Origin of the sequence: Spiroplasma endosymbiont of Tricholauxania praeusta (genome assembly GCF_964019535.1) — a bacterium.
Taxonomy (GTDB): domain Bacteria; phylum Bacillota_I; class Bacilli_A; order Mycoplasmatales; family VBWQ01; genus Spiroplasma_E; species Spiroplasma_E ixodetis_A.
This window is the reverse complement of record NZ_OZ026450.1, coordinates 213,182-238,106: the sequence shown is the minus strand read 5'-3', so window position 1 is coordinate 238,106 and position 24,925 is coordinate 213,182. Positions and strand designations below refer to the sequence as shown.

Sequence of the window (24,925 nt, the reverse complement as noted above, 5' to 3'; positions counted from 1 at the left end):
TAACTAAATTTAACGTTCAACTACTTATTAACCATTGTAATTTTATATTATATAAAATAATATTGAATTGTTAACATTCAAAAGTGTTAACTATAATAAATATTGAAATTTTATATACATAAAATTTAATAATTTTGAAAGGAACAATAAATATGTTAAAAATATCTACTAATTATTTACCAGATCCCACTGAATATGCTAAAGTTTTTTGTGAATATATATTCAAAACTTTAATAGAAAAAATAATATATTTTTATACAACAGTCAATGGGTTTCTAGATCAAAAATTTATTACATTTTTGACTAATGAAAAAATTGCTAATGAATTTAATAAAACAAAAAATATGGATTTAGAAACATTAATAAAAGAATTTTATGATATACATCATAAAATTAAAATTCCACTAATAACAATAAATAAAAAATTAACAAAAGAAATTGAAAAAGAAGTAAGTGAAGTATTTAATAATACAACTACTTTAACTATAATTTTGGAATGGCAACCCTTTTTAGGACTGTTTTTTGGTAGACACTTGTTTTTGATAATTAACTGGAGTTAGGTAGTTTAAGGTGCTGTGAATTCTTATGTTGTTGTATCAATTGATATAATCAAATAATTCTAATTTTAATTTGATTAATGATGTAAAATTTTTATCATTAATAAATTCAGTTTTGAAAGTTTTAAAAGTTGCTTCAGCAACAGCATTGTCATAAGGACAGCCTTTTTTGCTTAAAGATCGAGTTATGTTGAATGCTAATAAAAGTTTATCAATAGTTTTATTATTAAATTCGTTACCGCGATCGCTATGAAATATTTCAATATCTTTTAAACAGCGATTTGAGTGCATAAATGCTTGATATACTAATGATGCATCTTTTTTAGTACCTACACTATGTCCAATAATTTCGCGGTTAAATAGGTCTATTAATAAGCAAATATAGTTTCACTTACCATTAACTTGAACATAAGTTAAATCACTAACAATAACTTCATTTTTAATTTTATTATTAAAGTTTCTATTAACAAGATTGGTAATTTGACTATCATTGACTTTATTATGATGATTTTTGAATGATAATTTAGTGTATTTTGATATTAAATTATGCTTATTCATAATTTGTTTAATTTTTCTGCGTGATAAATAAATTTCTTGGTTTGCTAGTATGACTTTTAATCTTCTAGTACCATAAACTTCTTTATTTTCTTTAAAAGCACTAATAACAGCTTCATCATAAATATTATTTTGATTTTTATTTTTTTTCTTTAAATTAAAATAATATGTTGATTTAGAGAGTTTTAAAAAACGACACATTGTGCGAATTTTATATTTAGATTTATTATTTGCAATAATTTCTATTTTCTGCCTATTATTAGTGCTGCTTGCTTTAAAATATCATTTTCCATTCGTAATTGTTTTAATTCTTTATTTGCTTGAATTAATTGTTTTTCTAAATCAGAAAGATTATCTTTGGTTTTAAAACTGCCTGAATTAGTAAATTGCTTAATTCATTTATAAGTAGCCGCTCTTGTAACGTTATATTCTTTAACAAGACAAGATACTGACTTGCCACTTTGATATAAAGCTACTATTTGTTTTTTAAATTCATCTGAATATGAGTTAATATTGGCCATAATTATTTTCCTTTCTTTTAACTAATTTGTGAACTTGTCTACGTAATTAGTGTCCAATAAAGTGTAACCCATCCATTTTTTATAAAATTTGTATAAAAGATAACGCAACTAATAGTGATATTAGTGATTTTTTTATTGAAAAATATACAAAAAAAATTATTAATACTTTTAAAAATCTCTATTATATTTTTTATTACTATAACTATATCAAACATTTTAGAATTAGAGATAACAAAAAAAAGAAACATATTTCAACAAAAAACTATCAAGATAATTTAAATATACAATTAATTAAAGAAATAAAAAAAAGTCTTGAATATGCCATTTTAATAATAAACAAAATGGATACAAATATTTATAAGCGAAATTTAAAAATAACACCAGAAGAAAATTTACAAAAAAAGCACAAGATGCTGAAAATGAAAAATATGATGCATCATATTTAAATAAAAAAACTAATGCTAATAATTGTATACTTTCATAAACGTTTTCTTTAATCTTTATTTTCTGTTACGTCAATAATAACTTCACTATTATCATCAAGAATTTCTTTAGTTATAAATTGACCAACGCTTTCAGCACCAGTTTTATCAGCAACCGTTTTTAAACGACTTAATTGTTTTTCCAACGGAACCAATGTTTTATTAATGCCAACATAAAGATCGTGATTTTCTACTAAACACTGTAAAAAATTATTATTTAATAACTGAATATGAACGGAAATATTATATGTATGATTACTATTTCTTTGAATACCAACTTTAGCAATCATATCTTTTTTAATATATTTAGAATACTTTTCTTGTAAATAATTAAAATTTTTATCAACAGCATTTTTAATTTCATAAGTAATATTAATATTTTTTCCATGGACAATAAATTGCATGATTAATTGCTCCTATCTTTTAACTATTATATACATTTTCCCATAAACAAATAAATTTTAAAAGATAATAGTGTAATTAAATTTAAATTATTAACAACTAAGCAAAATACCAATTATATTTATAATATGCTTAATATCATCTTCAGTTAAATTAATGATTAATACTCTATTTTTTATCTTTTCATGATTTTTGTTTTAAAAAATTTTGTTTTCCATTAAAAGTAATAGCTGTTTTTCAACGTGGATAATTATTACCTTTAGTAATAGCATTAGTATTATTCATTGGTTGTAAATTACTAATATCAGAAGTGCCTCCATGAAATAAAGGTCGTTGATGTATAATAGTTCAATTATAACTTTTAGGATCATCATTAAGTTTAACATTACTAATAAAGTTATTTTTAAACATTAGCGCACCCGCATAGTCTTTTCGATATAACTGTGGATTATAATCATCAATAATTTCTCCTTTATTTCATACTTCTTCAATTTGTTGTGGTGTTCAAGTTACTTCACTATTAACAACATTACTACTGTTATTACTACTGTTATTAGTTTGAACAGGATTTGGATTACTAGTTACTTGATTATCAAGTAATTTTGATTGTGGAAGTGCACCTCCACCAGTATTATTAATAACTATATTTATACCTTGTGTTGATTTATCATGTTCATTAAAAAATCGATCTGTAAATGATGGTCCAATAGTTTGTTCACCAAAAAGAGAATTTTGTTCAACACTCGCGGATATTTCTCTTGCTGATAAAGCATTATTATTTCTCAATGATAATGCTTTTTTTGATTTATTTCTTAGATTAGCCATTATTAATCATAAAGAAAAAAGTACTAAAAAGAAACTACAAATTAATGCAAAGCCTCAAGGCAAAATAAAAAATAAAACATTAATAATTTTTTTGTCCATAACATAACTATAAATTTTTTTATAACCATAACTTATTAATAATCCTGAACCAATAAGTAAGACAAGCGAAATTACTACTACTATTAATGCTCATACTAAAGTTATTACTCCATATTTATTTAAAAAAATAAATGGAATTGTAATAAACACTAGAGTAATAACCGAAAAAATTAAAGTAAAAATTGTTAAAATCTGAAAAGTAAGAGTAAATGTAATGCCTTTACTATTAATTACTTCAGTTAAAATTGTTAAAATTTCGTTAACATTAGTACGATAAAGTATAAGTCATAATACTCAACTTATAATCAAAGTTATTGCCATTAACCCCGAACTAACAATAATTCCTCAACGATTATGAGAATTAATGTTTCTATAATTCTCTGCTGACACTTCCATACTAAAACCTCACAACTCTAAAATCTCATATATTAAATTCTATCATAAATGATGATTAACATGTTTAACGACAATTATGAAATATAAATGAAAATATAACCTTTATAAAAATACTTCTTGAAAATTAAAATTTAGATTTAACTTAATAAAAATGTATCATAATATTTTTAATAAACTTTAAATTTGCAATGTTCTTGCGAATAATTTTTTGTTAAAAATTGTTGATTTTGTGATTCTGATTTATTAATTTCTTCAATATTTAATCTTTCATCTAATGATTCATCTTCAAAAAATTTCCTTCTACTCTCTTTTTTTGCTAATCTATTTTTTTCTAAAATATCAAATAAACTTTCTACTTTTAATGTACTATTTAATTGAGATTGTACTAATCTTTTATCTGCTTCTAACGTGGTAGTCATTTCTAATTTTGCAAGGTCTAACTGCTTAGTTAAAATATCTTTTTGTACCCTACTTCTTTCTAGACTTAATTGTTCAAGTTCTTTTTCCCTAATCAAATTTTCTGCTTCTATCTTCCTTTTTTCTAATTCTATTTTTTTATATTCTATTTGTTTAGTTAAAATAATTAATTCTTTTTCATTTATTTCTAACTTTAATTGTTCAAGTTCTTCTTGCTTAATTAAATTTTCTGCTTCTAATCTTTCTGCTTCTAATCTTTCTTTTTGTATTTCTGATCTTATTTTACTAATTTCTAATTCCTTATTTAATTTTTTATTTCATTCTTGAAAAAATTTTTTGATATTTTTTCTTCTTTTTCTTTCTGCTCAAATTGAAAGTGTATTACCAATTATTACACTTCCAGAAAAAATAGATATTGGTACTAACCCAACACCACTTACAAACAAGCCAGTAATAGCAGCAGTACTTATAACAGCTTGAATACCAGTTTTTCAATAAAATTTTTTATTTTCTTTATCTAAAGTTTTTTTTGCAATAACAACAGTTTCATTATTACAATTATTTAAATTTTGTAATTGCGTTTCCATATCTTTTATCCTTTTCAATTGTTTATTTACATTTTTATATATATGTACTTATTTTTTTATGAATTGATAATGAACAATTATTACTTGTTTCTACATTTACTACTTTTGTTAAATTAAATTCTTGAGGGATCGGTGATGAAGTAATATTTAAACTAGTTATGTTATTAAGTTTTGCTAATTCTTCTCTTACTTTAACTAATTCAAGTTCAACTTTAGTTCTTTCTAATTGTTTTTTAACAATTTTTGCTCTTACTGTTTCTAATTGTAATTCTTCTAATTTTCTCTGAAGAATACTTGATTTTTCATTATTCTCATCTTCTAGTTCTACTTTCTCTTGTTTATTTTGTTTAATCGTAGCTTTAATAACTGCACCCATCATAGCACCAGATGTGCCTGCACTAGCTGCTATTCCTAAATCAGAACATTGAAAGCCATCAATTCCACCAGCCGCTAATGTTACTACTGTAGCAGTACCGGCAGCTATTATAGGTAAATTTTTTACAAAATTTTTTTTAATTTTTTTTCGAAAACTTTTTTTTCTTGATAGTGAAGGTTTAACAATTTCCACTACATAATTATTTTCATCTTGCATTGAAGAAGCAAATGAAGATTTACTAATATCCATTTTTATTTCTCTCTTTCTAATCTATGAAAAATATCCTTCTGATTAATATAATTTAATAAAAAACTAATATAAATAAAAAATACTTATATTAGTAATGAACATATATTAAATTATTAATAATAATATCACAAATATTGATTTTAATAAAATTTAATATTTCATTTTATTACTAAAATAATTTATTATAATAAATATTAAAAATAAAGTAATTTTTCGTTTATAAAAAAATATTAGATATAATACTTGTAAACTAAAATATAGTTTTTGACCTATTGTTTTATTTTTTAACAAATAGGTTTTTATTTTAAAAGGGGGACAAAATGAAAACAATTAAAAAAGAGCAATTATTTACTAACAAAACTTATTTAATAAATTATGAAACTATAGAAAAAATTAAAAAACAACTACTAAATTTAAAAGCAGAAAAAATAAAACTTATTGAAAAAAGTGAGAAAATTGAAAAAAAATTAATAATTATCAAAAAACTATTCAATTTTGAATTAAACAAAATAAAGAAATAGAAGATAAAGTATTTCAATTTAATATTCAAATCTATAAATTAAAGGAACAAAAAATTAACAAAATTAAAAATTTTTTTATTAATCTTTTTTCATTTGGAAAAATAAATAAAAATAAAAGTATTAATAATTTAATTGAAACAGAAGAAATAAATTGTGAATTATTTAAAAAAACAAAATTAAATAATCAACAAAAAATTAATATTTTAAATTCAAATTATATTGAAAAACAAACAGAATATGCAAATTTAATAACTAATATTAATCAAATAACTGAACATGAAAACAAATTATTAGAAGATAAAAATAATTTGTTAAATAATAACAATAATTTATTAATTGATTTATTAAATCAAAAAGAACAGCAAGAAAAAGAAACAATTGTCGAAGTCAATGAACAAATGGTTGAACAATTTGAATCAGAAATATTTCAACTTAGTGAAAAAATTTGTGATTTGGAAAATCAATTATTATCTAACAGTAGTGATGAAGGTTTTAATTCAAAATCCACATCAACAGATTCTTTAAATTCAGATATTTCAGTACCTCTAAAAATGCAACCAAAACTACAAATATCTAACCCCATTAATAAACAAAAAGAAAAGGACATCCCTTGAGAACAAACACTACGTAAATATGAAAATGATATTCCAACAAAAAATTATAAGCAAAGAATAAAGCCAAGTAATTCAAGAATAGTAAAATTTTAAAAATTAAACATATTTAAATAAACGCCATAAAAGGCGTTTATTTAAATTATATATTAAAGAAATTTTCAATCTTTAGAAATTAGCAATATCAACTTTATCTTTTGCTTTTGGTATATCAATTACTGGTGGAGATTCTGGATATACTTTATTCATACTACTTGCTAAATTTCTTACTCATTTACCACGATGATAAATAAATAAAGAAATAATCATCTTAAGAACATCACAAGAACGCATAATAGCATAAATATAAACAATATCTAAAGGACTATAATGTACCTCAATAAATAAAATTAATATTGAAAAACACCAAGTAAAACAACTATCAACAAGTAAAACAGTAATTGCTAAGCCACCAGAACGAAATGCATAAATACAAGTATACAAAATAGTATAAGCACTAAAAACTATAGCATCAACACGCATCATTCAACTAGAAATTCGTAAGGCTTCTGTTGTTGCATTAAATAATAATTGTGGTAAAAAAAATGAAGATAAAACTAATAAGCCAGCAAAAAATAATGATACAAAAAAGCCTAACCTAATTAAATGTTTAGCATTATATTTAGCACCAATCAAATCATCGGCACCTAAACGATTGGCAATTAACATCGAAGAAGCAATACCAAATCCAATATATAAAGTATAGAACATGGTATTAATCGTGGAAGCAATTGCCGAACCACTTAATGCTTCAAAGCTTCATTGCGAAATTAATCTAATAATCATTGTCGTAGCAACTGCAAATAATAAATCATTTAACATTAATGGCCATGTTTTAATTATAATTTTTTTAAATAAATCACCCCTAATCTTAAACATTTTCAAAACTTTTGGTTGAAATTCATATTTCTTTCATATAATAAAACCACTAATTAATGCCAACTGAGCAATTCTCGCTGTTAAAGTAGCAACTGCTGAACCTCGTGCTCCAATTCCTGTAACTGCACCAATACCATTAATTAATAATAAATTTAATAAAAAGTTAATAAATACTGAAACAAAAGTTAATATTAATGGAATATAACCACGTTTTGTTTCGCGAAATACTGAAACAAAAGCAAAGTTTATTCCTAACAATGGATAAGAAAAAACAATTCATTGATTATAATCAATACCTTGTGCTGTTGCTAAAGATGCTGAATGAAATTCATAATAACGTAAAATAATTTGTACAAATTGGGGATCATTTTTATCAATATTATGAATATTCATAAAATCAATAAGTGAATTTTCACTAAAAGGATGATTATAATTTAAAATGTCCTTTAACTCATTAATATCATTAAGAGTTAATCCTTTAGCAGCACATAATTGATTAAATTTATCCAATGCACTACTAGGACTAGTAGTATAAGAAATTAAATATTCGCCTACTGTATAAGATAAAATAATAACTATTACTCCAATTAAAAATCCAAAAATAATTCTCATTCTTACTGTTTGTCTTAAAGAACCATATCTTCCAGCTCCATAAAATTGAGCACCAAAAATACTAACACCGTTGATAAAACCTCCCATAACGGCATAAATAATAACAAAAATTTGATTAGAAGCAGTAACTCCGGAAACAGCAATTTGTCCTGCTGAATATTGCAAATGATAAAAATGTTCTAAACCATTATCTTTTCATCAACTTCAATTATCTCAAAGTCCTAATGAAGTAAAAATATCCCTAATATGATTATTCATTGGCTTTAAATCACTAATAAAACTATCCTTTAATTCTCCAACCATAATATTATCTAGTAAATTCATTGATGGTGATAATATTTGTTGCAATACTGCTGGAATAATAATCATTAATGCTAATAAATATCATTTTTTAGTAGCAAAAAAATTACTAATTTTATGTGGATTTGCTCTATTATTAATTTTAAATCCACTAATTTTCATAATTTCACCCTTATCATTAATTTGCTCTATATTATAATAATAATTTTACATCATTTAAATAATGAGGTTTGAAATTTAATATATAAAAAATCAACATCTTTGATGTTGATTTTTTATAAAAGATACTAAACTACTAAGTAAAATCTCTACGATTAAATACTAATCATGAAGAACAAAATAAACCAATACCAATCAAAACATAGACAGTCAATAAAACTGGAAAATTAAGAATTTTACTATTAGTTGCTTTATTGGTATCAACTTGATAATTTGTGTTAACTTTATTAAAACTAACTAAATAAGGATCTGCTGTCATAGCATACTCCCCTGGATAAGAAAAGATTGAACCTTGTTTAGTCGATATTCCATCTCAAATATATTTTAATTGATAAAAAATATTTAAATAACGCATTGCTTTAACTTGTGATGTCTTAGTATTAAGAGCATCATATTGTGATTGAGAAAGAGATGTATTTAAACCTGTAATCATAAGATTTACTGAATAATCAACATCATTGCTACCAACACCATTTGATCTTTTGGGACCAAGGTTATCAAGTCCAACTTTTTTACCTGTCATTAATTCTTCAAAACTTTGTTCTTTTCATTGACGAAAAGCATTACTAATATTGTAAATATGAGTAACTAAGTCTTTAGGAGCATCAGTAGTTGGTGGAGTAATAGTACTACCATTCTTAATTGCTAATACTATTGTTTGTTCTTTTTGATAATCATAATTATTTGGATACTTAACTTCTTTAATATATGTATCGTAAATACTAGACATAGCCTTTTTAATAGATTCAATAGTAGTTGTTGGGTCTTTTCTATATACATCATTAATTCAATCAATATCAGTTTTATCTAATTTAGCTTTTACATTATTATAAACTGCTAATGACTGTGAAACAACATAATATGTAGGATCAAATGTTACTAAACCATTAATTAATGTCGCAAAAATATTCAATAAAGCAGCCATTCCAATCATAATTGCAACTAAAGCTTTAGCATTTAAAATTAATGAAAATAAAATAGCAATTGAAGAAATAATTAAATCAAAAATAATAGCAATACCAAATAAAATTCATAAATAAGGAAATACCGCACTATAAATAGTTGAACTACCAATGCCAGGAATAGTAATGACAAAACTAGCAATAAAAATAGATAAAAATAAATATAAAATAATTACCACTTGTAAAGATAATAACTTTTCAGTCCAAATTCTAGTTCTACTAACTGGTTTTGATACTAAAATCAATAAAGTACCATCATCAATTTCATCACAAAAAACTTGTGTTGCTTTAACTGAAATAAATACAAAAATCATAATTGATAAAAGTACCGAGAATGATAATACTTTTCATTGTGGTACATAAAAATTTAATGCTTGATCATAAGTTAATTGTTTTATTGCTTCAGAACCCACAAATAACGAAATTAAAGACCAAGATAAAGCAAGAAAAATTAAAGTTATAATAAAAATAATTCAAGTTGAAGGAGTAGCAATCATCTTTTTAAAAGTATAACGAAATATTGGCATTATTTTTCTTCCTTCTTATTTTTATCATTGGCTTCCATAACAATTCGTTCATACATTGTTTGTAAATCAACAGTATATGGTTTTAAATAAGTAATGATAATATTAGCATTTAAAGCAATTGCTAATACTTCTGCAACTTGTGCCTCAGTTTTAATATTTACCAATAAACGATTTTCATTAACATCTACTGAAAATTTTTTATCTATTAATAACTTCATTAATTTATTATTATCATTATTAGAACTTATTTCATATAATGAATCAGTTTTATTAACCAATCCTGTATAAACAACTTTACTATAATTTAAAACAGTAACTTCATCAGCTAAATTTTGTAATTCAGATAAAATATGTGATGAAATAAAAACAGTTTTACCTTGCTCACGAAGTTTTCTTAAATCATTAAACAATTCTGTTCTCGCTGTTGGATCAAGATTAGCGGCTGGTTCATCTAAAATTAAGACATCTGGATTATTTAATAGTGATTGTGCTAATAACACCTTTTTCTTCATACCCGAAGAATAAGCATTAGGGTTACGTTTTTTAAACTTTCATAAATCTAATTCCTTTAAAATCATTTCTGTCTTTTCCTTAGCAACTTTATATTTCAAACCGCTAATTTGTCCCATTGAAATTAAATAATCATAAGCAGTAATTCGTTTAGGAAATCTTGCAGCTTCTGGAATATAACCAACTTGTTTTTTTGCTTCAACTGTTCATGAACGCTTACCATGAATAATTAAATCACCGTGTGTTTCAACCATAGCGCTAATTAAACATTTAATAGTAGTGGTTTTGCCTGATCCATTTGGACCAATAAAACCATGAATAGTACCTTTTTTAACTTTAATAATAGCATTATCAACAGCTTTAAATTTTTTAAACTGTTTAGTAAAATCACGAATTAAAATTGCATATTGAGCATCTTCAGGATTAACTATTACATTACGGTTATAATGATTACGTCAGTTTTTAAAATATGATTTAATAAAATTTAGAAATTTATGTTTTTCTTTTGATTTAGCATTAACATCATCTTCAACTAAAGAACTATTAATAACTGGTTTTAATATTTCTTGTTTTTTCATACTCATTCTCCTAACTACTTAAATATAATAATTACTATATGATTAATATGCTTAATACTGATATATTATATAGCTAACGAAAGTAATGTTTACTCATATCTTGAAAAACAAAATCAATCGCGTTTTTAATATTTGGTCAATAATTTGGTAATATTTTTCTTATATTATGTTTTATAGCAAATCAAAAATGTTCAATTGGATTTAAATTAGGAGAATATGGTGGAAGAAATAATAGTTTGCATCCAACATTTTCAATTAATTGTTTTGTTGCTTTAGATTTATGAAACGTCGCATTATCTAAAACTATAATTTGTCCACACTTTAATACTGGAATTAGTATATTTTTAACATATGATTCAAAAATTTTACTATTGCAATGTCCTTCAAATGCTCATAGAGCTTTTAATTTACCTTTATTTAGTGCACCAATTATACTCATTCTCTTTATTTTATATGCAGGTTTATTATCAAATAATCTTTTACCTTTTTCAGACCAACCATATTTATAAAATTCATTATCATCAATTCCAGATTCATCAATATATACCAAATCTTCATTCATTATTTTCGCTATTTCTTTTAAAAAATCTTCTTGTTTATTTTTATCTCTTTGTTCATATAGAAAAGTTTTTTTTATATGTATAATTTAGTTTTTTGAAATAGTTATAAACTGTTTCTTTTGTCATATCACCAAATTTTTCAATTACTTTTTGAACTGTAACATCTTTATTTTCTGCTAAATAATTTTTTAATTCATCTAAATCCTTTATTTTGTGGCTATGTCCTTTTTGATAATTCAAAATTGGTTTTATATTTCCGGTTTTTTGCTTTCTTTTTCTTCATAAAAATAAAGTCTTTCTAGTGATATTGAACACTTTACAAATTTCTTTAATTTTCATGTTTTTACTTTCATAAACTTCTATTACTTTTCTTCGTAAGTCCTCACTGTATGGTTTTGGCATAATTTAATCTTCCTAATCTATTTTAATTATTGCTGAATTATACTTGTAAGTGCAAGAATTGTTTAAATTACATATTATTATTTTACATTATTTATGAGTAAACATTACTTTCGTTAGCTATATATTAATTTATAATTCAAAAATAAAAAAATTAATAATATAAAAAATACTAAAAAAGAATAACAATTACTAAAAACCTATCACTAATTAAAATATCTGATTAATGATAGGTTTTTAATATAACTTTTTATATTCTTAATAAATCAATTGATTTATATCTTTATTATAATTTCAATTTGATTTAAATAATAAAAAAAATAAACAAAACTGTTTATTTCATAATTTCACATATAATGGTGGGACTAAATGGACTTGAACCATCGACCTCACGCTTATCAAGCGTGCGCTCTAACCAGCTGAGCTATAGTCCCAAAAAGAGCAACAGAGATATTATATATTTGTTCAAGCACGATTGCAATATATAATAACAATATTTTATTTAATTTTTATTTAATATTCTTATAATAAAAATTTATATTTTTAAAAGTAAAAAAAATTTTTGTATAATTTATTCATACAAGGTTTTTTATTAAGAGGGGATTGAGAATGACAAAGATTAAAATACATATCTTAAAAATTGAAAAATGAAATCAAAATTTAGGAAAAGAAGCAACACTAAATGATGATGATATAAAAGATATAAATGAGAATGAGAATATAGAAAAAATTAATGATGATATTATTGCAAAATCACCTACGTTTTCATAATCATATTTTTATTGTATATTTATTAAAATTTTTTAATAAAAAATACTAAATATGAATTAAGTAAAATGATATAATTTATATATAATTTACTTGTTAAATTATATAAGTTTGAGAGGTAAAAAAATGAATGGCAATAAAAATGAAATGAAAATAAAACTCAAAGAAATTTATTTATTAAAATATAAAACAAATCAAAGTGATGACATAAAATATAAAGCATTTGAAACATTAGAATTAGCAACACTATTTCATCTAAGTTTTAAAGAAATAGTAACAAAATTTGGATACCCTAATCGCGAAATTATTCACTATGAAATTATTGTAATACCATTTAATTTAGATGCAAGTAGAATATTGAATCAAATTAATAAATCAAAATAATATTAAGAAAATATTTGAATATTTTCTTAATATTATTCATTTATATAATTAATTAAAACTTTGCTTATACAATCAATAATTGTAAAAACAATATAAATTTGTTATCATTTTTACATAAAATAATATAGTTTTTAACTTATTATTTTTATTATCTAAAAATGTTTTTTTTATATTTAAAGAGGTATCAAAATGAAAAAAGTTAAAATATTACAGTTAACAACTATAATATTATTTGCAATCACGGTTTTAATTATAATTACTGGTCTATACTTAATTTGATTTAGTAACTTTTATTTTAAATTCAATAATAATGAACAATGCCATTCAAATTTTAAAGATGGATATACAATGTTAAAAAATTTTGGTTTAAGTTATACTATTAGCACTTCAGCAAGTTCTTTCTGTAATTTAAGTCATTTTCCTGATAATTACTATCCTTGAATTCAATTACAAATTGGAGTTATTTTTTGTATAATTATCACTCCAATCTTACTATATACAGTATTTCTATTCATAGTAATTATTTTTGTTTTTAAAATAAGAGAAAAAAATAATAATTTTTGAGATGCAATCGAAAATTGTGAAATAATTAATAATTACTATGTTCATTAATTTTTATTAATATACTTTATCTTATTAATATTTTAAAAATGAAACTTAATTTTGCTAAGGTTTGTTTTAACTAAATATTCTATAAACATTATAATATTTTTATTATAATGTTTTTTATTTTTTTAATAATTTTATTTTATTCTTTTAAAAAATAACTTCCCTTGATAATTTTGATTAGTTTTATCATTATAATTTTTGCTTCCAATATATAAATTATTATCTACAGGTAATAAACTCACTACAACACCATAATCTTTATTTCAACCAAATACTTCAGTAAAAGTAATACCACCATCAGATGACTTATATAATCCACCTTTAAAAAATTTATTATCAATAACTTGAACTCTACTTCCAACATATAAATCATTATTAACAACAGCTAAACTTCAAATCTCACCATAATTTTTATTATTTTTTCAACCAATAGTTTCTGTTATTTTTTCTCCTTTAAGAGAAAGTTTAAATACTCTACTTTCATATAGTTGATTTCTACTTCCAATATATAAATTATTACCAAAAACTATTAAACTCCAAACTTCACCATTATTTTGATTTCATTTTTTTAACAACTAATATTCCATTAGGTTTAAATATTAATAAATTTCCAGTATATGTACCAGTTTTAGTACCAATATACAAATCATTATCAATAACCGCTAAACTTCTAACTTCACCATATGTTTCAAATCAATCCTTAATTTCTGATACTTTTCTATTAGATTCAATCATAAATAACTTACCATAACAATCAGAAGTTCTTGTTCCAACATATACATTATTGCACATAACTACTAAACTATAAACTTCTCCTGTTATTTCTGATATTTGTGTCAAAATATTTTGTTCAGGAGAATATCTAAAAAGTCCATTAGCAAAAGTTGCTACATAAACAGTTCCATCATTAGTAACAACTAAACTAGAAATATAACCATTAATACCAGTAATTGGTGTTATTATTTTATCTTTTGTATTACTTGCATTATCTTTAATTTTATATACACCATTACTAGTTCCGACATATAAATCATTTTTTATATTTAATAAAGTTGATATTGCACCATAAGATTCAGGTCAATTAAAAATATTTAATTTTTCTTAATATACCCCCTCATTTTGAACTAATATTTCAGAAATTGCTATAATACCCCCGATTAATCCACCAGCCAAAACTGTCCCACCAACCATTCCTACAATAACTTTTCTTTTTCTTCTAATTTCTTTTGGCATAAATTAAAATCTCTCCTTAATTTTATTAAATTTTTGTAAATTAATTTTACATTATTCTTAAAACAAATTATTGATATACTTATTTTACACATATATAGTGTTTATAATAAAAACACCTCCAATTTATCTAAAGAAATACAAATTAAAAAAAAGAAAGTTATTTAAATAAAAAAAATAAATTATAAGCAAAAATAATATATAAAATTCTAGTAATACTATAAAAATAATAAAAAAAGAGTCTCAGACTCTTTTTTTATTATATTAACGTTTTGAAAATTGTGGTGCTTTTCTGGCTGCTTTTAAACCATATTTTTTACGTTCTTTCTTACGTGCATCACGAGTTAATAATCCAAATTGTCTTAATAATGTTCGATAATCTTCTGACACCTTAACTAAAACATTAGATAAAGCTAAACGTGCTGCACCAGCTTGACCAGTTCTTCCGCCACCTTCAACTTTGATATTAATTTCAAAGTTTTCTAACGTATTAGTTACTTTTAAAGGTAATAACATATCTTGAACTAAGATTTCTTGTTCTAAATATTTTAAAGGCTCAAAACCATTAATTAATATTTTTGATTGACCAGTATTTTTTAAATGAACACGGGCAGTTGACGTTTTACGTCCGCCTGAACTTGAATAAGTTACGGGTTTATTAGATGTTGTCATAAAAGTCTACTCCTCTTGGCCTAATATTAAAACTTCGGGGTTTTGGGCTTGATGTTGATGTTGATCATGGTTATAAACATGAAGATGTGTAAATTGCTTACGACCTAAGGTAGTATTTGGTAGCATACCTTTAATCGCTATCTCTACTAATTCAGAAGCATCTTTAGCAATCATACTTTGTGCATTACGTACACGTAATCCACCAGGATATTGTGAATGGTTATAATACTTCTTATCTTGTAATTTATTACCTGTTAATTTAATTTTGTTTGCATTAATAATAATGATATAATCTCCACAATCTAAATGTGGTGTAAATGAAGGTTTATTTTTACCACGCAATATCATTGCAACTTTAGTTGCAAGACGTCCTAAAATTAAACCACTGGCATCAATAACATATCACTTTTTTTCAATGTTACTGAAATTCATTGTTGTTTGACGCATTTTTTTCTCCTTACAGTGTAATTTTTACCGGGACTACATTGCTTAAAGCATTAATAATTATATAGAAACTTATTTAAAAAAACAAGTATTATCAAAGATTTAATAATTATTTTTACACAAAATTATCGATTACAAAATAAATAATTAAAAGTTATAACTAACTCTTATAAAAATATTTATTTTTTAAAAATATAGTATTATTTTCTAAAAATAATTACATTAAACATTTTTTTATTATATATTATTTTTTTCAATTATAAACTTAAATTAAAAAATATATACCAAAATATATCATTATTTAAACAATAAATTAAAAACTAAAAATAAATTAAAAGGAGAATAAATAACTATGAAAAATTTAATAAAACTAATGACAATATGTTCTTTATTAATGACAAACATAATCTCAACATTAAGTAATGCAAATCATAATACAAGTAATTTTCAAAATAATTTTTATACTTTAGGAGACAGTTTATCAGATGTAGGAGCATTGGTTGGTGCAGGAAGTCAATTTTTTCAAAATATTCCCCTCCCAGAGGAACTTATGAAATCTCATGATGTACAATTAAAACCTCCTTATTATCAAAATCGATCTTGATGTAATGGCCCTGTTGCAACCGAATTAATTAGTAAAAAATTAAAACAAAAAGTTACAGCTGGATGAGACTTTATAGCATTAAATGGTCAACATTTTTCACAAATAGGTACTAACTACGCTGTTGGTGGAACATTTATAGAAAAAGTTTATGGTCTTGAAGGTTTATTTTTAAATAAATTTTCACTTGATGAGCAAATAAAATCATTAATAAAACAACATAGTGATTTTTATAATGATGATTTAGTTTTTATAAACATTGGAACTAATGATTTAATGTGAATAATTGATCATAACATTACTGATATTGATAATGCTATTAATAAAATTATTAATAAACTTGATGAAGATTTAACAGAATTAATTAATAAAAATATTAAAAAAATAGTTATAACAAATATTGCTGATATGGGATTAATTCCTAACTATAAAGAAACTATTAATCAACAACCAATGACAAATCTTGTAAATAAATTTAACTTAAAATTAACTGAAGAAATTAAAAAAGCAAATAAAAACTTTGAAAAAACAAATATTAAAGAGTATGATGTTTTTTCAAAATTTAATAAACTATTTGAACAATTCAAAAATAGAGGAAGTCAATACCAAGATTCAAATGCTACTAAAATTGATATAAATACTCTTGGAAAAAATGGAATATTACAACCTCAATATGTTTCTGGTGCAAACTCACAAAATATTGATAACTATTTTTTTTTAGATCAATTTCATCCAACAAAATGAGTTCAAGAACAAATTGCTAATGATTTATACAAATTTTTATACAAATTTAATAATAAAAATCTATTTAAAGTAGATTATCGTCCTACTGCACATGATTGAATAAAAGTAAAAATTAGTTATGATAACTTTTTACATATCCAAAATATCTATAATACTGAAAAACAAGAAAATTTTAAACAATTATTTTTTAAAATTATCAATAAATTTGCAAAAGAAGACGATACTGGATTGGGTGGTAGTATAAGTCAAGATGATATTTATACAACAATAAAAGTTATTATTGATCATTTTCAAGAAATAAATAATTTTTTTAAAAGACTACCAGAAGATCAAGGAATAAGGCTTGTTACAAATAGAATTGGTTCATGAGATAAAAATGATAGTATGGGTGTTTTTAGTCAATAAATAAAAAATGGTATTAAAAATAAATAATTAAAAAATTTTAATCAAGTTTACTCATAATAATTAACATTAAATTTTTTTATTGTATATTAATTTTTTCACATATAAACTTTAATTAAGATTTATCAAAACTATATTGCTTATCTTTAATATCATAATTATGACCTTAAATAAAAATATTATTATAAATTAAAAGTAAATATTTTTAAATAAATCTTAAGATAATAATAAAAAACTATATAAATTCATAAATATAAGTTTAAAATAATAAGTCTATCAATTATATTTATCTAAAAAATATTAAAAGTAATAAAAAGGGGGGTTTTATTAATGAGAACATTATTAAAAACATATAAAATACTACAAAATACAATTTACGTTGATAGTACATTTAGGTCATACTAATTCATATGCTAAACGTAAAGAATTATTACAAAAGCGAGCATTCTACTCAATTGCTAAGATTCCAGTAACACGAAGTGGCATTCCTACAATTGAATATGCCGAACAAGTTTATAAACAACTAACAGTATTTTATGGTGATATTAGTAAAAAAAGATTATTGTTTGTGGTGATGGTGCTACTTGAATTCAAGAACTAGCTAATTGCTTATCTGCTGACTATGTTTTAGATAAATACCACATTGTTAGTTTAATTTATAAAGTGTTCCCACACCAAAGAAAAAGCAAGAGAATGATTTAAAAGAAAACACAAGAAATAAATGCATTTTATAAAGGTATCTATGAACGTTGTTGTGAATTTTTAAATAAAGGTGATGCTAATTCTTTAATTTTATATTTAAAATCACTTAATGAAATTGAAATTTTACCAGATAAAATTAGTAAAATTAATGACTTAATTACATATGTTGTTAATCATAAAATTGGTATTGAGAATTATCAGCAACCATATTATATTGGTTGTCAAACAGAACCTATGATTTCACACCTTGTTAAATCAATTAAAGGCTATGGGGCTAAAGTATATAATTTAAAAACCTTTGTTAACTTAATTAATTTACGCTTAGGTCATATTAATCAATTAAGTCCAATTGATATTTATTGTGATAAAGTTTTTGAAACAGCTGATATTAAAAAGAGATATTATTCTGAGAACATTTGAATTAAATACAAAGATGATGAAATCCCAGAACCAGAACCTTTAGAAGATCATGAAATTGAATTTTCAAAAGATAAAACATCAAGAGCATGGTTAAAACTTCATAATTTGATTAATAATCATTGAAAATTTTAAATTATTAATTAAATAAAAATATTTACTAGATATTATTAATATCAATTTTTGTCTTGTTAAAGATTTAAAATTACAGCATTTAATTGTTATCTTTTTAAAATTATGATTTAATATAGGTAACTTAAACCGGATTAAGGGTAAGTTAATTTAATAAATTCTGATAATTATAGCCTTTTAAATTGGTTATAATTTATAATCACTCTTAATGCACCAACAAAAATATTCAATCATTGTAAAAATAATATTTGACAAATAACATTACTTATCCTATAATTAACAAGCATTCACGAAAGCAGCAAATAAGTATTATTAAGTTGCAAATAGTTTACCCTCAAAAATTATTCTTTTTATTAGTAGAATTTTCTATTAATCTTAATAGTAACCAGTGCTGTTCTGGCGAATTGTAAACTATCTTAATGAGAACTTATTAAAGTCTCTTTGTGTTTGTATACATTCCAAGGAGGTTTTTATTATGTCAAGATATACTGGTCCAGTTTTTAGAAAATCAAGAAGATTAAACTTCTCAATTCTTGAATCTGGTAAAGAATTTGCAAAAGGAAAAAAGCGAACATTCGCTCCTGGACAACACGGTCAAAAAAGAATTAAACTTTCTAACTATGGATTACAATTACAAGAAAAACAAAAAATTCGTTTCACTTATGGTTTAAATGCTCGTCAAATGAAAAATTTATTTGATGAATCAAAAAAAACTCATGGTGTTACTGGTACTAACTTGTTGGTATTCTTAGAATCAAGATTAGATAATATTGTTTTTCGTTTAGGTTTATCTTTAACAAGAAAAGGTGCTCGTCAATTAGTAAATCATGGTCATGTTTTAGTTAATGGTAAAAAAGTTAATATTCCTTCATATCGTGTTAAAATAGGAGATAAAATTACTATTACTGAAAAAGCACAAAAAAATGCAAAAATTATTGAAGCATTAAGCGCTAATGCTTCAACATTACCATTTATTGAATTCAATAAAAAAACATTTATTGGTACATATGTACGTCATCCACTACGTGACGAACTAAATACTGATATTAATGAAGCATTAGTTGTTGAATCATATGGACGTGCTTAAAATTAATAATTAATTTAAAATCTGTTATCAATTGATAACAGATTTATTTTTTAGATGGTAAATGTCAATAAAAGCATTTATCATTTTTTTGTTTTTGAAAAAATAAAATATAAATTAATTATCTATCAATCAATTTCCTTAAAACAAAACTAACAATTAATTTTTCTCCTACTACTATGTCAATTAAATTAAATGATATAATGTTAATTAGAGATGAGGAAAGGAAAAATAAAAATGATTAAAAATGAAATTTCTGAAAAAATAGTTAGTATTACTTTTGTAATAGCTGTTATGATAACAGCTATTGGTTGATTAGGAATTAATAAAAATAAAAAGAAATATTTAATTTTATGAATAGCTATAATTCCTTTAATTTTTAGTAGCGTATTTTCATTTTTTACTAAAAATTATTATGACAATATTTTACTAATATCAGTACTAACGATATCTTATTTAATTTATATAGGTTTTTTAATCGTTAGTACTTATCGATTTATTAAGATAAAAGACAAAAAAGAAATTAATAATAAACAAGTAGAAAATACTATTGATTTAATAAAAAATAAAATATTGTAAAAGTTACCCCAAAGGGTAACTTTTACATGTTCTCTATAAATAATGATCTTAATATAAGTTCATATTATATAGCATTAAGAAAACTATTTGAACCACTACTATTATTAGGAATATGTTCTTGATTTGCTGCATCGATAAAATTTTGTTGTCTTATTGGACCATTTTCTAAAATTTGATTAATTCTTGTTTGCAAATCAGGATTATTAGGTTCTTTATATTTATTAGCGTTTTTCCAAATGCCAGAATTATTTTCTTCAATTCTATTTCTTATTTCTAATATACTTTTCTCTATATTTCTTAATTTCATAATTTTTCTACTTTCATCTTCATCTTTAATAGCCGTTGATGCTGCAGAAATTAGCTTAGTAATATCACTATAAGTCGACATATAAAAAGGAGTACCAGCAATAATATAACCTGCATTTTTTCTGCATTATAAATTTTCTCTTCAACTTTTAAATAATTAATGATAATATTAATATTTTCGTTGATACTTTCTTCTTTTGCATTTGGACCATTTTCTAAAATTTGATTAATTCTTGTTTGCAAATCAGGATTATTAGGTTCTTTATATTTATTAGCGTTTTTTCATCTTGAATTTGGTGCTTCAATTTCTTCTTTTCTAGTAACTAATTCTTTATATATTTCTTCTAATTTTTTAAACTTTTCTAATTCATCAACATTATTAAGAGCATTTACTATTTCTTTTTCTTTTAATAGTTGGATATTAATTCGATGTTGAAGTGACATATAAAAAGGAGTATAGGAAACAGAATATCCTGCTTTACTTTCTGCATTATAAATTTTCTCTTCAACTTCTATATAGTCATTAATATTATTAATTAATTTACCTATATTTATTCTGAAATTATCAATCATATTTTTCTTATATTCTTTAGGTTTGTTTTCTAATGTTTTTCTTAATAAATCATCTAACATATTCTTTATCTTCCTTTGCTTATTAAAATTAACTTAATAAAAATCCTAATATAGAAAATATCTATATTAGGAAAGAATATTTATTAAATTACTAAGTAATAATATCATATTTTTTTTAAAACACAAAGAAAAAATACTACTCCAGTTATAAATAAAATTAAATGCCTCAACTATTTTTTTATAAAAATATTGAAATAGAAAAAAATATTTTTTTATTTTTTTTAAAACGGATTATAAATATTTTTTAAATTTTGAATAATATGTTCTCTCACTATTACATCTTTAATTGAATTAGTAAAAGCAGAAATTTTAGGCTTTAAAAGATTATAACGACCCATATTTTGTGGAAGTGTAGTATCTATTATTGGCATATCTTTTAAATTATCATCGAATATTTGTACTACTTCCGAATATAAATTAAGTATATTAGCATAAGCATTAAAAACTGATACCATATAATTAACATCTAAAAAATTATCAACTCCATGTTGTTGCAAGAGATCTATAATTATTTTTTTATTAGCAATGATATCACCTGTTGATTCCATCTCTTTTAGAGCATTAGCAATTTTATCAGTTTCATCTACTCTTAATATACCTATCATTTTTAACTTTTCAACAGTACTGTAACATTCCTCATAAGTTGTATTATTTTTTAATTCATTTATACTTTGTTTTAACGTTTCACTATTTTGATATAAATCAATAACAGTGTTAATGTCTGCTACATTAACATTTAAAAAAGGAAGATTATTATCAATACTACTAAATATTTTATGAGTAACAGAAGTTGTCGGTATTTCATTTTTAATAACACCATAACTTAATGATTTATTACCGAAAACACTAGTACCCATCATAATAATTACGATACTACCTAAAATACTCATTCTAATAAAATTAATTAAAATTCCAGCTGTAGCATTTATTGCTTTGTGTTCAATTTTATTTTTATTAAAAAGTACAAAATATAAAATAATATAGATTATTCAAAATAAAATATTAATGCCAATAATTCAAACAATAGCATATATCAAAAATCCAATATTATCAGTTAATAAATTCTTAAATGAAGCAAAACTACCGCTAAGGTCACTAAACCATGGTGATACCATATTTTTAAAAGAATTTATTAACATTGGTTTAAATGCCAACATTAAACCAATACTAAGTAAATTACCAGCACTAATAAATATTAATGCTCTTCCCCCAATAAAAAAAACCAGTAACAATACCAAAAATAATAATAGCAAAAATAATAATATCCCATAATAATGGAGAAACATTAATAAATATCATATTTAAATACCCTTCCTTATTTATGAACAACTATAAAATAATGACGCTTACCTTTTTTTATAACTGTTACTTGATTATTAATTGCGTTTTTTTTACTAATAAGAAAATTTATATTGGTAATTTTTTCACCATTAACAACAATTGAACCTTGCATAATTAGTTCTCTTGCTATTCTTTTTGAATTACAAATTTGATTATTAACTAAAAAATCAATTATTTGTTCATTATGATTAAGATTAAAATGTGGTACATCTTTTAAAACCTGTAAAATCTCAGATGATTTCATTTGATGAATCCGATCGTGGAAAAAAGCATTAGTAATATTAATAGCACTAAAATATCCATTTAATTTATGAATAAATACTGTTAATAAAGCTGCTAAAATCTTTTGTCCATAATGTTGCTTAACATCACTATTATGAATTACTAAAATTTTTGCTATTTGTTCTTCACTAAATAAAGTTAAAGAATTAAAAAAAGTAGGCAAATCTTTATCTTCTTGATTAAATAAAAATTGATATAACTCATAAGGTGAAGTTTTTTCACTATTTAAAAATATAGCACCTTTTTCGCTTTTACCAAATTTTTCACCATTAGATTTAGTTAATAAATTAATAGTAATACCAGCAGCATGATGTTCATCACCTTTTTGTTTTCTAATTAAATCTAAACCGGCAGTAATATTTCCTCATTGATCACTACCACCAGATTGAATATAACATTGCTCTTTTTCATATAAATGATAAAAATCATACGCTTGTAATACCATATAAGAAAATTCAGTATAAGAAATTCCAGAATTTAAACGATTAGCAATCATTTCTTTGCCTAACATTTGATTAACATTAAAATGCTTACCAATATCACACAAAAAAGTTGTAATTGTTAGTGGACCTAATCATGTTTGATTATTAATAATTTTAATTGGCTTAATTTTATTGTTTAATGTTCCCAATGGTAATTTTAAAAATGTAATTCAAGTTTCTACATAACTATCACAATAATTTAACAATTGTTTAAAAGAAAGATTATTTAAATCACTTTTCATAGTAACTCACTTTTGATCAAAATTACAAATTTCATATAAAGTTTTTAATAATGATGCTGATAATCCTAATTCTTCTCAAGGTAAGGGCAATGTTTTTAAAATACTACTTAAAGTCTGTTGATATTGATTATTTGGATTAATACTTTTAATAATCATTTCTAATGTTTCATATTCTTTATCATTTAATAAATTACATGTTTTAATTAATTCTAATGATGTTAAATTATCAATATTTTCATAACTTAATAATGTCACTAACTGCTCTTTTATTTTTCTAACATTAGTTTGTAACACATTTTCATCTAATAAATTACGTTCTTTATTTTTACCACTTGGATCACCGATCATTGCCGTTGTACCACCAATAACAGCAATTGGTTGAAAACCAAATATAGCAAAACGATGCAATAAAATAATTTGTAGTAAATTACCTAAATGTAATGAATCATTACTTGGATCAAAACCACAATATATTCCTTTTCCTAATTTTCCTGCATTAATTACTTTATCTATGCTACTAATATCTTTTAAGATATTACGTCATTTTAATTCGTCAATAATATTGGATTTTATTATATTATTCATAGCATCTCCTATTTATTTTCATCTAAAATATCATCAACTAACAAATCAATAGTTGTAATAACTGTATCGTTATTATTACTTGCATTATTGTAATTAATAGATG

25 protein-coding genes and 1 tRNA gene are annotated in these 24,925 nt (G+C 23.0%); 9 read left to right on the top strand and 17 right to left on the bottom strand.

Going from position 1 to position 24,925, the window contains the following annotated elements; translation table 4 throughout:
• Positions 1-152 precede the first annotated feature (152 nt).
• Complete coding sequence (locus tag AACK96_RS01325; protein WP_338974620.1) at positions 153-560, top strand: hypothetical protein; 408 nt, start codon at positions 153-155, stop codon at positions 558-560.
• Here AACK96_RS01325 and AACK96_RS01320 read toward each other — a convergent pair.
• Together AACK96_RS01320 and AACK96_RS01300 are read right to left on the bottom strand one after the other, a co-directional pair.
• A protein-coding gene (locus tag AACK96_RS01320) for an IS3 family transposase (protein ID WP_338973306.1) occupies positions 510-1,633 on the bottom strand; the annotation gives its coding sequence in 2 pieces (ribosomal slippage) (positions 510-1,390 and positions 1,390-1,633; 1,125 coding nt in all). The two genes, AACK96_RS01325 and AACK96_RS01320, sit on opposite strands and share 51 nt — an antisense overlap.
• Positions 1,634-4,875: 3,242 nt before the next feature.
• A complete protein-coding gene (locus AACK96_RS01300; RefSeq protein WP_338974618.1) occupies positions 4,876-5,466 on the bottom strand; it encodes a hypothetical protein in 591 nt (196 codons plus the stop codon).
• A gap of 320 nt (positions 5,467-5,786) precedes the next feature.
• On the opposite strand from AACK96_RS01300, the gene AACK96_RS01295 reads away from it, so the two are divergent.
• Together AACK96_RS01295 and AACK96_RS01290 are read left to right on the top strand one after the other, a co-directional pair.
• Positions 5,787-5,987: a hypothetical protein gene (locus tag AACK96_RS01295; protein WP_281749002.1), complete on the top strand. Its 201-nt coding sequence runs from the start codon at positions 5,787-5,789 to the stop codon at positions 5,985-5,987.
• A gap of 308 nt (positions 5,988-6,295) precedes the next feature.
• Complete coding sequence (locus tag AACK96_RS01290) at positions 6,296-6,694, top strand: hypothetical protein (RefSeq protein WP_338974616.1); 399 nt, start codon at positions 6,296-6,298, stop codon at positions 6,692-6,694.
• A 72-nt stretch (positions 6,695-6,766) separates the two neighbouring features.
• Here the strand turns inward: AACK96_RS01290 and AACK96_RS01285 are convergent, their stop codons facing one another.
• The 6 genes from AACK96_RS01285 to AACK96_RS01260 all read right to left on the bottom strand — a co-directional run bounded on the left by AACK96_RS01285 (position 6,767) and on the right by AACK96_RS01260 (position 12,617).
• Positions 6,767-8,590, bottom strand: coding sequence for an MATE family efflux transporter (locus AACK96_RS01285; protein ID WP_338974614.1), 1,824 nt, complete (start codon positions 8,588-8,590; stop codon positions 6,767-6,769).
• Between the two features lie 133 nt (positions 8,591-8,723).
• Complete coding sequence (locus AACK96_RS01280; RefSeq protein WP_338974612.1) at positions 8,724-10,136, bottom strand: ABC transporter permease; 1,413 nt, start codon at positions 10,134-10,136, stop codon at positions 8,724-8,726.
• On the bottom strand, positions 10,136-11,224 hold the full coding sequence (locus AACK96_RS01275; RefSeq protein WP_338974610.1) for an ABC transporter ATP-binding protein: 1,089 nt from the start codon (positions 11,222-11,224) through the stop codon (positions 10,136-10,138). The genes AACK96_RS01280 and AACK96_RS01275 overlap by 1 nt, the downstream gene beginning before the upstream one ends.
• A 73-nt stretch (positions 11,225-11,297) precedes the next feature.
• Entirely contained in the window at positions 11,298-11,798 is a 501-nt protein-coding gene (locus AACK96_RS01270; RefSeq protein WP_338975131.1) for an IS630 family transposase, read from the bottom strand.
• A gap of 28 nt (positions 11,799-11,826) precedes the next feature.
• Positions 11,827-12,186 carry a helix-turn-helix domain-containing protein gene (locus AACK96_RS01265; RefSeq protein WP_338973555.1) on the bottom strand — a complete coding sequence of 120 codons (360 nt, stop codon included), beginning with the start codon at positions 12,184-12,186 and terminating at the stop codon, positions 11,827-11,829.
• A gap of 354 nt (positions 12,187-12,540) precedes the next feature.
• A tRNA-Ile gene (locus AACK96_RS01260) sits at positions 12,541-12,617 on the bottom strand.
• A 175-nt stretch (positions 12,618-12,792) separates the two neighbouring features.
• On the opposite strand from AACK96_RS01260, the gene AACK96_RS01255 reads away from it, so the two are divergent.
• Both AACK96_RS01255 and AACK96_RS01250 read left to right on the top strand, forming a co-directional pair.
• Positions 12,793-12,954 (top strand): hypothetical protein, encoded by a 162-nt coding sequence (locus tag AACK96_RS01255; RefSeq protein ID WP_252319474.1) that lies wholly within the window; start codon positions 12,793-12,795, stop codon positions 12,952-12,954.
• Between the two features lie 123 nt (positions 12,955-13,077).
• Entirely contained in the window at positions 13,078-13,335 is a 258-nt protein-coding gene (locus AACK96_RS01250) for a hypothetical protein (protein WP_281748997.1), read from the top strand.
• 743 nt (positions 13,336-14,078) lie between these two features.
• Here the strand turns inward: AACK96_RS01250 and AACK96_RS01245 are convergent.
• The 5 genes from AACK96_RS01245 to rplM all read right to left on the bottom strand — a co-directional run bounded on the left by AACK96_RS01245 (position 14,079) and on the right by rplM (position 16,293).
• Positions 14,079-14,519 (bottom strand): hypothetical protein, encoded by a 441-nt coding sequence (locus AACK96_RS01245; protein WP_338974608.1) that lies wholly within the window; start codon positions 14,517-14,519, stop codon positions 14,079-14,081.
• Entirely contained in the window at positions 14,494-14,784 is a 291-nt protein-coding gene (locus tag AACK96_RS01240) for a hypothetical protein (RefSeq protein WP_338974607.1), read from the bottom strand. The genes AACK96_RS01245 and AACK96_RS01240 overlap by 26 nt, the downstream gene beginning before the upstream one ends.
• A gap of 261 nt (positions 14,785-15,045) precedes the next feature.
• Positions 15,046-15,177, bottom strand: a complete 132-nt coding sequence (locus AACK96_RS01235) for a hypothetical protein (RefSeq protein ID WP_338974605.1) — start codon at positions 15,175-15,177, stop codon at positions 15,046-15,048.
• A gap of 261 nt (positions 15,178-15,438) precedes the next feature.
• A complete protein-coding gene (gene rpsI, locus AACK96_RS01230; protein ID WP_281748548.1) occupies positions 15,439-15,846 on the bottom strand; it encodes a 30S ribosomal protein S9 in 408 nt (135 codons plus the stop codon).
• Between the two features lie 6 nt (positions 15,847-15,852).
• Positions 15,853-16,293 carry a 50S ribosomal protein L13 gene (rplM, locus tag AACK96_RS01225; protein WP_252319876.1) on the bottom strand — a complete coding sequence of 147 codons (441 nt, stop codon included), beginning with the start codon at positions 16,291-16,293 and terminating at the stop codon, positions 15,853-15,855.
• A 349-nt stretch (positions 16,294-16,642) separates the two neighbouring features.
• On the opposite strand from rplM, the gene AACK96_RS01220 reads away from it, so the two are divergent.
• From AACK96_RS01220 to AACK96_RS01205, 4 genes are all read left to right on the top strand, one after another.
• Entirely contained in the window at positions 16,643-18,040 is a 1,398-nt protein-coding gene (locus tag AACK96_RS01220) for an SGNH/GDSL hydrolase family protein (protein ID WP_338974603.1), read from the top strand.
• Between the two features lie 933 nt (positions 18,041-18,973).
• A complete protein-coding gene (locus AACK96_RS01215; protein WP_338974601.1) occupies positions 18,974-19,291 on the top strand; it encodes a hypothetical protein in 318 nt (105 codons plus the stop codon).
• A 472-nt stretch (positions 19,292-19,763) separates the two neighbouring features.
• Entirely contained in the window at positions 19,764-20,375 is a 612-nt protein-coding gene (rpsD, locus tag AACK96_RS01210; RefSeq protein WP_174480874.1) for a 30S ribosomal protein S4, read from the top strand.
• Positions 20,376-20,609: 234 nt separating this feature from the next.
• Positions 20,610-20,951, top strand: a complete 342-nt coding sequence (locus AACK96_RS01205) for a hypothetical protein (RefSeq protein ID WP_338974598.1) — start codon at positions 20,610-20,612, stop codon at positions 20,949-20,951.
• Between the two features lie 64 nt (positions 20,952-21,015).
• Here the strand turns inward: AACK96_RS01205 and AACK96_RS01200 are convergent, their stop codons facing one another.
• The 4 genes from AACK96_RS01200 to tyrS form a co-directional block, all read right to left on the bottom strand.
• Positions 21,016-21,339 (bottom strand): hypothetical protein, encoded by a 324-nt coding sequence (locus tag AACK96_RS01200; protein ID WP_338974597.1) that lies wholly within the window; start codon positions 21,337-21,339, stop codon positions 21,016-21,018.
• The gene (locus AACK96_RS01195) at positions 21,309-21,890 is read right to left on the bottom strand and encodes a hypothetical protein (protein WP_338974596.1); all 582 of its coding nucleotides are present in this window, start codon (positions 21,888-21,890) and stop codon (positions 21,309-21,311) included. Before AACK96_RS01195 ends, AACK96_RS01200 begins: the two co-directional genes overlap by 31 nt.
• Before the next feature lie 221 nt (positions 21,891-22,111).
• Complete coding sequence (locus AACK96_RS01190) at positions 22,112-23,143, bottom strand: hypothetical protein (protein WP_338974594.1); 1,032 nt, start codon at positions 23,141-23,143, stop codon at positions 22,112-22,114.
• 62 nt (positions 23,144-23,205) lie between these two features.
• Entirely contained in the window at positions 23,206-24,822 is a 1,617-nt protein-coding gene (gene tyrS, locus AACK96_RS01185) for a tyrosine--tRNA ligase (protein WP_338974592.1), read from the bottom strand.
• Positions 24,823-24,925: the final 103 nt, after the last annotated feature.